This window comes from Rhizobacter sp. P3_C12, from assembly GCF_056402735.1.
Genome location: NZ_JBFUGW010000211.1, coordinates 1 through 10,983, shown reverse-complemented (window position 1 = coordinate 10,983; position 10,983 = coordinate 1). Strand labels below are relative to the sequence as shown.

General features: G+C 65.0%; 4 protein-coding genes. 1 reads left to right on the top strand and 3 read right to left on the bottom strand.

Features of this window, described 5'->3' with window-relative positions:
- Nucleotides 1–8,771 (bottom strand): calcium-binding protein (locus AC1DXV_RS25165; RefSeq protein WP_477936102.1); only part of this gene is annotated, 8,771 nt, incomplete at its 3' end.
- 144 nt (nt 8,772–8,915) lie between these two features.
- Here AC1DXV_RS25165 and AC1DXV_RS25160 point away from each other — a divergent pair.
- Nucleotides 8,916–9,452, top strand: coding sequence for a hypothetical protein (locus tag AC1DXV_RS25160; RefSeq protein ID WP_477936100.1), 537 nt, complete (start codon nt 8,916–8,918; stop codon nt 9,450–9,452).
- Between the two features lie 434 nt (nt 9,453–9,886).
- Here AC1DXV_RS25160 and AC1DXV_RS25155 read toward each other — a convergent pair whose 3' ends face one another.
- On the bottom strand, nt 9,887–10,306 hold the full coding sequence (locus AC1DXV_RS25155; protein ID WP_477869408.1) for a hypothetical protein: 420 nt from the start codon (nt 10,304–10,306) through the stop codon (nt 9,887–9,889).
- An 85-nt stretch (nt 10,307–10,391) separates the two neighbouring features.
- Nucleotides 10,392–10,853 carry a hypothetical protein gene (locus AC1DXV_RS25150; RefSeq protein ID WP_477869410.1) on the bottom strand — a complete coding sequence of 154 codons (462 nt, stop codon included), beginning with the start codon at nt 10,851–10,853 and terminating at the stop codon, nt 10,392–10,394.
- Nucleotides 10,854–10,983 lie beyond the last annotated feature (130 nt).

Below are 10,983 nucleotides of genomic sequence, written 5' to 3'. Positions count from 1 at the left end.
GTCACGCCGCTGATGCCCAGCACCAGGTTGTTGCCGCTGCGCGTCTGCGTGAGCTGCGCGGCGGTGACGCCGGTGGCGATCTCGATGCGGTCGCTGCCGCCCGCATCGGTGATCGTATCGAGGCCGTCGCCGCGGCCCCAGCGGTAGACGTCGTTCGAGCTGGTCGAGGTGTCCGTCATCGTGTCGTTGCCGGCGCCGCTGCTGTAGGTGTCGCTGCCCTCCAGGCCCTTCAGCACGTTGACGCCCGCATTGCCGAACAGCAGGTTGTCCAGGCCGTTGCCGGTGCCATCGATCGCGTTGCTGTTGAGCAGCGTCAGGTTCTCGACGAAGTTGCCCAGCGTCCAGGTGATGGTGCTGTTGACCGTGTCGGTTCCGCCCCCGGTCAGCTCGGTGGTGGCCTCGTTGGCGGTGTCGACGTAGTAGGTGTCGTTGCCGGCACCACCGGTCATGTTGTCCAGCCCGCCCAGGCCGTCGAGCACGTTGTTGCCCGCGTTGCCCACCAGCGTGTTCGCCGCCGTGTTGCCCTTCCCATCGATGTTGGCATTGCCCTTGAGCGTCAGCGTCTCGACGTTCGCGGCCAGCGTGTAGGTGGTGGCGGTGGACTCGACCGCATCCGTGCCACTGCTGGCCGCTTCGATGATGCTGTCGTTCGTGTCATCGACCACGTAGGTGTCGTTGCCCGCACCGCCACTCATCGCGTCCGCCCCTGCGCCGCCGTCCAGCCGGTTGACGCCGCCATTGCCGGTGAGCGTGTTGGCCTGGTCGTTGCCCGTGCCGTTGACGTTCGAGCTGCCCGTCAGCGTCAGCGCCTCGATGTTGGCGGACAGCGTGTAGCTGACGTTGCTCTTCGCCGTGTCGGTGCCTTCGCCCGCGTTCTCGACGATGACGTCGTCCGTGTTGTCCACCGTGTAGGTGTCGTCGCCGGCACCGCCGCGCATCGTGTCGACACCCCCCAGGCCGTTCAGCGCATTGGCGCCGGCATTGCCTACCAGCACATTGCCCGTCCCGTTGCCGGTGCCGCCCAGGTTGCCAGCACCGGTGAGCGTCAGGTTCTCCAGCGTCGCCGCCAGCGTCAGCGTGACGGCGGATTCGACGGTGTCGGTGCCCTCGCCGTCGTACTCGTTGATGTTGTCCTGCGTGCTGTCGATGACGTACGTGTCGTCGCCCAGGCCGCCGTACAAGCTGTCGATGCCGGCACCGCCCTCCAGCCGATCCTTGCCGGCGTCGCCGATCAGCATGTCGTTGCCGTCGCCACCGAGCAGCGTGTCGTTGCCGATGTTGCCGCGCAACCAGTCGTTGCCGCCGAGGCCGGTCAGCGTGCTGTCGATGGGGAGCGCTTCGAGGTTGTCGTCTCCCTCGGTGCCGGTGATCTGGCTGAGCAGTTGGTTGATCTGCGACTGGCCCCACACCGTGCCGTCCGCAAAGCGGATCTCCTCCACGTGACCGGCGGTGCTTGCGTCGGGCAGGAACCAGTCGGTGACGCGGATCGTGTCGCCGGTGACGGCATGGGTGAGCACGAGGTCGAAATTGTCCTTCTTGCCGCGGATGTCGGAGGCCAGCACGCCGGACTGGAAGACGACCGCATCGACGGCACCGTCATCCACCGCGTTCATCTCGCCTGCGACGAAGTTCTCGTCGCGCTTGATCTCCGACACCACGTCCTGGCCCCAGTTCGCGCCGAAGACGTACTGGTCGGCCCCTGCACCGCCAACGAGCGTGTCGTCGCCTGCGCCGCCACTGAGCGTGTCGGCACCGCCGGCGCCCTTGAGCACGTCGTTGCCTGCATCGCCGGTCAACGCATCCGCAGCGCCCTGGCCGAACAGCTGGTCGTCGCCGTCGCCGGCCGACAGTGCGCCACCGCTGGCCGAGGCGATCAGCAGGTCGGTTCCCGTCGTCGCCTGCGCCATCGAACTGCGGCCGAGGCCGGCGACGATCGCATCGCGCGTGAGCCGCGTGCGATCGGGCAGCAGGATGGAGTCGAGGTCGGTGCGGACCTGGTTCGGGCCCGAGAAGAAGTCCTCGATCGTCAACGCATCGGCGCTGCCGTCGAGCGCGATCACGAGCGAGGTGTCCTGCTGCGTGAAGCGCAGACGGCTCGCATCGGTGCCCACCGCCAGGCCGATCGCCGACAGGCCCTGCTTCGAGCCCTGCCACGACGCCTCGCTGCGCGCGCCTGCGGGGCTCAACCGGTCCACGCCCGCACCTTGGCCGAACTGCACCTGCACATACGAGGACACGTTGCCGGTCTGCCTGAGGGTCAGCGTGTCGTTGCCGCTTCCGCCATCGAGCAGCGCGTAACTGGCATCGCGGATCTCCAGCATGTCGTCGCCCGCGCCGCCCAGCAGGGTGTCGTGCCCGCCGTAGCCGCGCAGCGTGTCGTTGCCGTTGCCGCCGTCGAGCTGGTCGTAGGAGTCGAGGTAGTCGTAGCGCTGGTTGAAGGAGCTGTAGGTGACGCCGGCGAAGTCCAGCGACTCGAGGCGGTCGTCGCCATCGCCGCCCTGGATGGCATTGTTCGCCTTGCTGCCGTACAGCACGTTGTTGCCGGCGTTGCCCAGCACGTCGATGTTGCCGAGCAGCGCGCCGGCGCGCAGGTTCTCGACGTTCGCATGGTCGGCGAGCGACAGCCGCGTGGCCGCGATGCCGGCCAGGCTGTCGACGATCACCGTGTCGGTGCCGCCGTCGGCCGCCTCGACCACCGTGTCGTTCACCCCGATGCGGTAGGTGTCGTTGCCGCCCTGGCCCGTCAGCACGTTGGTCGCGGTGTTCTGCGAGCTGTCGAAGGTGTTGTCCAGCGCATTGCCGCCGCCGCTGGTGGCCGCGCTGCCGCTCAGCGTCAGCATCTCCAGGTTGGCACCGAGCGTGTAGCTTTGCGTCGAGATCACCCGGTCCTGCGTGGACAGTTGCGTGCCGTCGCCGAGGACCGCCCTCTCGATCACGACGTCGCCCACATCGTCGACCAGGTAGGTGTCGTCGATCATGGTGCCCATCATCGTGTCGGCACCCGCACCGCCGTCGATCAGCGTGCCGGCGATCGGCGCACCGCTCACCCAGTTGAAGTTCGCGCCGCCCGTCTGCAGGTCGATCACGTTGTTGCCGGTGTTGCCGGTGTACGCGTAGCGCAGCACGTCGGTCGAGCTGTAGGTGATGCCGGTCGCCTTGATCAGCGAGCCGATGTAGAGGTTCTCGACCTGGTCGGGCAGCGTGACGCTGAAGAGGTTGCTTTGCAGCGTGTCGGTGCCCTGCCCGGCGAGTTCGACGACGTTGGGCGTGACCGCCGTGAAGAAGCTCGCATTGACCGATCCGTAACGCGTGCGATCGAGAACGCGGTACCAGTCGTTGCCGGCGCCGCCGTACAAGGTGTCGGCGCCGCCCATGCCGTCCAGCGTGTTGTCGGCCGCGTTGCCGCGCAGCACGTTGGCCGCCGCATTGCCGTCGCCGGAGACCGCCAGCCAGCCGGTGAGCTCCAGGTTCTCGACGTTGTCGGGCAAGGCGTACGACACCGCGCTGCGCGCCGTGTCGGTGCCGCCGCCGGGCTGCTCGACGATCACGTCGGCGGGGTTGTCGATCGTGAAGACATCGTCGCCGCTGCCGCCCGTTTGCGTGTCGGCCGGGCCGGTGATGCTGGCGCCTGCGCGCGCGGCGATGTCGGCATAGGCCCAACTGCTGCCGTCGCTGAAACGGATGCTGGCCACGCCCTGGCCGCCGGGCTGGAAGAACTGGTCGACCCACAACCGCGTGCCCGACGGGCCGTGCAGCAGCACCAGCGAGTCGTTGGCAGAAAAGGTTCCACCGCCGTCCTGGCCAGTGCGCACGAGAGTGATGTCGGCGGCCGAGAACCCGACGCCGACCTGGATCACGTTGGCGTTGCTTCCATCGACATCACTGACACGGTCGCCGTCCGTGCCGGGGCCGAACAGGTAGGTGTCGTTGCCGGCGCCGCCCTTCAGCACGTCGTAGCCGGCGCCGCCGTCCAGCGTGTCGTTGCCACCGTTGCCGAGCAGCGTGTCGTTGCCTGCACCGCCGGAGATCAGGTCGTCGAGGGTGTCGAAGCCGTCGAGCACATCGGCGCCTGCCGTGCCGGTGACGGCGCGGGCGAGGAGGTCGGCGGCCGACCACATGACGCCCGGCGCGGCCTCGAAGCTGACCTGCTGCACCGGGGGCGCGGCGAGGTTGAGTGTCTGGTTGAGCAACTGCACGGTGAAGCTCACCGCACCGGATGCGTCCAGCACCTGCAACAGCAGGTCGTTGCCGGAGCGACGCACGAGGGTGTTGGCGGGATCGATGCCGGCGAGAACCACGTTGTCGCCGCCATCGGTGCCCGCATCGACCACGAGCAGGTCGCCCGCCGCCGAAGCGGCGTTCCGCACGATGCGGTAGGTGTCGAGCCCGCCGCCGCCGGTCAGGCGCGCAGCCTGGTTGCCTGCGTTGCGGGCGCCATCGTCTTCCAGCCGGTCGTTGCCGGCACCGCCATCGAGAAAATCGCCACCGGCGCCGCCGATCAGCGTGTCGTCGCCGGCGTTGCCATAGAGGGTGTCATCGCCGAGGCCGCCTTGCACGCTGTCGTTGCCGGCGCCGGACTCGACGACGTCATTGCCGTCCAGCGCGTCGATCGCATCGGCGCCCGGGCCGGTGTAGATCGTGTCGTTGCCGGCCGTGGCCTGCCCGTTGCCGCCGTCGATCGGCAGCGTCTCGGTCGTGAAGGCGGAGCCGTCCGCGAAACGGTACTCGCTCATCGGGTTGGTCGAGAAGGCGCCGGTCACCGTCAGCTGGTCAGCGGTGCCGCGGATGCGGATGATCAGGTCGTTGCCATGCTGGATCCAGAGCAGGTCCGAGGGCAGCACATCGGCCGCGAACTGAATCGCCTCGATCTCGGACAGGTCGCGTCCAGCGGCATTGATGCGGTCCGCACCGTCGCCGCGCCCGAAGACGTAGGTGTCGTTGCCGGCGCCGCCGGTCAGCAGGTTGGCCGCTGCGTTGCCGTGCAACACCTCGTCGAGGAAACTGCCGTCGACGCTGCTGTCGGTGGCCGATGCGTCGAAGCGCACACCGCGGGCGGCGACCTGCTGGAAGCTCAGCGAACTGCCGTCAGCGAAGCGCACCGAGTCGAACGAGGCCGAGACGCTGGACCAGCTGCTGCCGCTGAAATCGAGGACCGCACAGTCTTCGCCATCGCCGTAGGCCAGGACGAGCCGCTTCGTGCCGTCGAGCATGCGCCATTCGAGCCGCACGCTGTCGGGTGCGACGTTGTCGCCGAACTCGATCACATTGGCGTCGCGCCACACGCCCGCATCGGCCAGCGACCCGCCGCCGTGCAGCTGGTCGACGCCGTCGCCCTGGCTCAGCGCGATGGTGATGCCGCCGCCGTTCCAGCTGTAGGTGTCGTTGCCGCCGGCGCCCTCCAGGCGCGCATGGCCATCGCTGCTGCTCAGCGTGTCGGCCGCCTTGCCGCCGGCCAGCGAGCGCGAGTTGCTGTCGGTGCCGAGGTTGACGCTGTCGACGAGGGTCGAGCGCAGGAACGCCGCGAGCGTCATGTCGGTGCCGTCGGGCATCTCGACGGACCCCACCGTGTTGCCGCGCATGCCGTTGTCGATCAGCACCTTGGCGCCACCCTGGAACACGATCACCAGGTCGTTCGCGTTGGCCCCCTTGCCGGTGGCCGCCACCGTGCCGTCGGCGATCACGAGCTTGTTGACGCCTTGCGTGTCGGCGATCGTCTCGGCGACCGTGCCGTCGGCGTTCAGGTCGCCGGCACGCAGGATGTAGGTGTCGTTGCCGGCACCGCCGGCCATCACGTCCAGGCCCGCGCCGCCGTCCAGCGTGTCGTTGCCGGCGCCGCCGAACAGCAGGTCGTCGCCTTCGCCGCCACGCAGCTGGTCGTCGCCGTTGCCGCCGACCAGCGTGTCGGCCCCGGTCCCGCCGTCGAGGATGTCGTTGCCCGTCAGCGTGGAGACCGCGTTGGTGGCCTCCTCGTCTTCGCCGGCCAGCCAGTCGTTGCCGTCGCCGCCGCTGAGCACGTCGTTGCCGCCGCCACCCGCCAGCGTGTCGTCGCCGGCACCACCATCGAGTTGGTCGTTGCCATGCAGGGTGCCGGGCACCTTGTCGATGGTGTCGTCGCCCATCAGCTGGTCGTTGCCGGTGCCGCCGACCAGCACGTCGTCGCGGCCGCCGCCGTAGAGGCGGTCGTTGCCTGCGCCGCCATCGAGCCGGTCGTTGCCGTGGCCTTCGGCCGGCACGTAGCCGATCTCGCCATCGCCGAACAGCACGTCGGTGCCGATGCCGCCGCGCAGCTCGTCGTCGAGCGCGCCGCCGATCAGCTTGTCGTTGCCGGCGCCACCGTCGAGGATGTCGTTGCCGGACCATTGCGCGGACAGGCCGTATTCGTCGCCGTTGAGTTCGTCGTCGTCATCGCCGCCGTCCAGCACATCGGAGCCGCCACCGCCGATCAGCATGTCGTTGCCGGCGCCGCCGTTGAGAATGTCGTTGCCGTGCTCGCTGCCGTCCAACCCCGTGGACCCCTTGGACAGCCCGGTGATGCCGTCGAGCAGCGCGGTGCTGAGCCGGGCGAGGTAGTCGCCATACAGCAGATCATTGCCGGCGTCGCCGTTGAGGATGTCGTTGCCCTGGTAACCGGCCACCACGTCGTTGTCTGCGCCCGCGAAGACGAGGTCGTCGCCGCCACCGGCGTTGACCACGTCATCGCCCGCGCCGGTGTCGATCACGTCGCGCCCGGCGTACGCCGCCGTGCTGAAGCTGTCCAGCAGGCGCGTCTGCGGGTTGGGGTCGTTCGGGTCGTAGGCGTAGCCGCCGTTGCCGGTGTTGCGGCTGCTGCCCTGGATCACCAGGTCGAAGGTGCCGGGCTCGTAGCCCAATTGAGCAGCGACGGACGCATACAGCGGATTGCTCTCGGGCAGCACGCTCGTGCCCAGCGTGTCCTGCGCGAACGCCCGCAGGTCGATGTTGGCCAGTGGGTCGATGTAGCCGTACGGCAGCGACAGCCGATTCCCCGACCCGGCCGGGTTGCCCGTCCAGCCCTTGCTCGTGATGTACACCGCGTACTCGCCGGCGCTGACCGGCCCGAGGTCGCGCCAACTGGCGCTCTGGCCGCCCAGGCCGTTGCGGTTGCTGCCCTCCATCACCGTCTCAGCCTGGCCGAGTTCGGCGAAGGACTTGAAGCCCGTGCCCATGTCGCCATCGCTGAGCACGATGTCGCGGCCCGCGCCGGTGATGATGCGGTCGTCGCCCTGGCCGCCGAAGACCAGGTCGTCGGCGCTGCTGCCGACGATGAAGTCGTTGCCCTGGCCACCGTCGAGCAGCGGGGCTTCCTGCGCGGTGAGCAGCGGCGTGCCCGCCAGGGCTTGCGCCTCGGTCTGCTCGGCCACCGCGAACAGGCGGTCGTCGCCGGCGCGGCCGACGATCTGCGCGGCGTTGAAGGAGGTGGGGCTGGTGGCGCTGCTGCCGAGCGATGCGCCGCCGGTCATCACATCGCCGCCCTTGCTGCCTTCGACGCGGTAGAAGCCGGCTGCGATGTTGGTGAAGGTGCTGGCCGCCTGGCCTGCATGGCTCCAGTCCTTGTACTGCTGGAAGCCGTCCACCGAGGCGAAGTCGGCGCTGGTAGGCGGGGCCGGCGGCACCACGGGCGGGGTTGCCACCGGGGCGGTGATGCCCAGGTCGCCGGATTGGAAGTCCTTGATGATCACCGTGCTACCCGAACCAGCCAAGGTCAACTCGGCGCGGTTGGCGTCGAACATGTAGATCACCGGCGCTGAGGCCACCGACTCATCGACCCACACGGTCACGCCGTTGGCGTTCGTCTTGAGGGTTCCGCTGCCCGTCAACGTTCGACCAGCAAACTTAAGCACGTCGGTCGCATCGCTTGACGTGATGGAATCGACCCCCTCGTTTGCGGCGACGATGTACGTGTCGGCCCCGGCTCCTCCGTGCAGAACATCGTTGCCCTGTCCTCCGGTCAAGATGTCGTCGCCCATGCCGCCGTAGAGCGTATCGTTTTCGGCGCCACCATCGAGCTTGTCGTTACCCGCGCCGCCTTCCAGGTAGTCGGCACCGGCTTTGCCGGACACGGTGTCGTTGCCGGCCATGCCGTACAGACGGTCGGAATCGCCCGCCCCGTTGATGACGTCATCGCCCGAGCTGCCAAAGACAATCTGGTGATCGCTGAGCGAAATGCCGGTGCCGTCGATGGCCAACGTTAGCGGTGCACCGCCTGCGAGGCGCTTGGTGAGATCGACGTAGTCCCAGTTGCCCTGCACGGTGCTGGTGTCCCAGTCTTCGTTGTAGGGCTTGTGAGTCAAGCGGCCGTTGGTGATGTCGTCTTCGTCCAGCGAGCCCCGCTTGTCCCACTGGATCTTCCAGGACAGCATGGCTGCCCGGTCGGCCAGGTAGGTCTGAGTCATGGAGCCAGTGCCAGTGGCCTCGTCGTACAGATCAAGCGAGCCATCGGTGTTGTGCGCCGCATAGCTCACGTCGGTGATGACAAACGGGTTGAGTTCTCTGAGGGCATACCGCCACGAAATGTCTTCGCGGGCCTTGGCGATGATTTCTTCCAGGGTCAGCTTGGCATCGATCGTGTACTTGCCTCCGTTGAGATCGGAGGGGAGTAGCGAACCACTGGTCGTGGTGGCGCCGCCCAGCAAGTTGCCGAGTTTGTCGACGATGTCACGCTTGCCGTTGTCGTCGCTGTCGTCAAACAGGTGATACAGCTCGGTCGCGCCATCGCCTCCATATATGCCACCGAAGAGCGCCGCTCCGAGCATAACAACTGCCGCGATAGGAGCCCCCACTGTCACGCCAACTGCGGCAGCTGCGGCAAGGGCAATTCCCGCAATGGCGGTACCAGCAGCCGTGCCAATAGCCGAGCCCCCGGTGTCAATCGCCCACAGCTTCATGATCTCTAGAGCTTGGGCGTCGTTGCCCTGGGCCTTGGCCTCGGCCGCCTCGGCGCTTGCCATGGCAAACGCCAGAATCCCAGCGACTGGTCCGAGCAATTTGGCCGATTTGAGCGCTACTGCACCTCCGGCTTTGAAGAGAGCCTTGGTCGTGCTGACGTTGAGTTTCGCGAAATCGGTGAAGGCACTTACGCGACTTGGATTCGCCTTGAGGTAGTCCTTCCAGACGTCGAGCTTTTCAGGGTGGCTCTTCAAATAGCTTGCGTCGAACAGTTCCGAGGCGAGGAGATTTCCTCTGGCCACCGAAATGACGTTGCCCTTGGCGTCGTTGACGACGTTGAGGCCGCTGACAACGAGGCTCCTTTCGCTGCTGAGCTTGAGCCCTTCAAACATCCTGCTTGTGTCGGGTGGAACCCGACCCGCCTCAGGGTACATAGCCTTGAGGGCGTTGACATCGTATTCGTTGATCTTGGTAACGGCCGAGTTCTGAAGCAGCGCGGGCAGTTCAGCTTTATTGAAGACGCGGTCTGCGGTCGCCCGTTCGCCTGAAACCAATAACCTGACCTCCCCCTTCGTGGCTTGAGCGAAATTTTGGGACGCTGCAGCCCACGGAGCTGTGTGCGGGTCGCTTGCAAAAATCCAATCTGTAGCTGGATTTTTCCCCAGTTTTCCATCAACTAATTTCCCAATATCCTCATCCGACAACCCAGAGGCCATACCAGCGGCACGAAGGAATTCGATTGATTTAAGGAATTTTGCCGCAGGAGTTTTATCTAAAACACGAATATCCTCACCTGCATCAACCATCGCCCCTACGACCTGAGTAGCACTGGAACCGTCTGGCAAGAGTCCACCGTAAAATACGGTTATCGAGCCAGTAGCTTCAATAGAAACCTTCTTCACCAAGTCGGTCAGGGCCTGTTGCGTAAGTTCTGTTGACTGGAGTAGCAGTTTTGCTTGATCGAGTGAGTAGGGCATGATTTTTATTCGGCATCCAATATGACTTCATAAGAGGTCTTGGTGGACAAAACCCCTAATCCACGGTAAGAAGCCAAGGCCTCCCGAAGATCGCCAATGATTTGCTCCCGCTTGGCTTGCAATTCCTGGGTCAAACCGCCGATGTGCAAGATCCTTTTGTGCTCCCAACCGTTGCCGCCTCGAAAATCTCCTCCGATATCGATCGTTTCGAGCAGCACATCCAACAAATGTCCACCCCAAAAGAATGCCCAATGTATTTGCCCTGGAACGCCTTCCGGACTAGTTCCTGTGCGACGTACCAGAAATATTCCACGATCTCTATCCACCGTCCAGTCGCTTGAGCCAGCCCGATAAAAATGGTTATCGTCCGTTATGTTGTATTTTTTCTTATCCGCTTCAGGGATGTATTCAGTCACAAAAGCCATGTGTTTTTCTCCTGTTTTCTCGATATTCTAACGTTTGACGACAGCCTCAAGTCTGAAGTGCAACATCTTTACCAGCAGGTAGAGCTCATGCAGGCCTTCTACGTTTGAGCCAACCGAACCTCCAACTCAGCAGCAGCCAAACTGGTAGGGTTATGAGAACTGAAAGCACGCCGACTACGACCAGTGACTGAGAGAGGTTCCCGCGATTTCTCCGTTGATCGTAGTATCTCTTCAGTGCATTGACAGTCGGATTCCGACTGTCGTAGGCGACCAACGTCTCCGGTTGTGCCGCGTATTGAAGGGCTCCCTGCTCATCCGTTGATGTCGTCAGGGCATAGTACTGAGTGCCGCCGACCTGAAACGCGTAGCGCACTCGGTAAGAACTGAGCTTTTTGCCGCCTGTTTTGACGACCTCGACAAATTTAGCACTCGCGAAAGCGGGGGACTCTGAAATCGCACTTTCTTTTAGATTGGCCGATATCTCTTCACTTCCGAAAAGATAGGCCGACGCGAGAAATATCACCGAGAAGAGGATGAAGTTTTTCATTGATGGTTATATTGACACGTGCGAATTGGCTGCAACTTCCGCTTTCAAGATGAAAAACAGCTTCTTCGAAGCGGTGATCAGGTCGCCCACCCCGCGACAGCTTCGCCATTCATAGGCGGTAGGCGGTAGC

Excerpts from the sequence above, each read along its gene's own strand:
- AC1DXV_RS25155 (WP_477869408.1), bottom strand. The coding sequence starts at position 10,306 with ATGGCTTTTGTGACTGAATACATCCCTGAAGCGGATAAGAAAAAATAC.
- AC1DXV_RS25150 (WP_477869410.1), bottom strand. The coding sequence starts at position 10,853 with ATGAAAAACTTCATCCTCTTCTCGGTGATATTTCTCGCGTCGGCCTAT.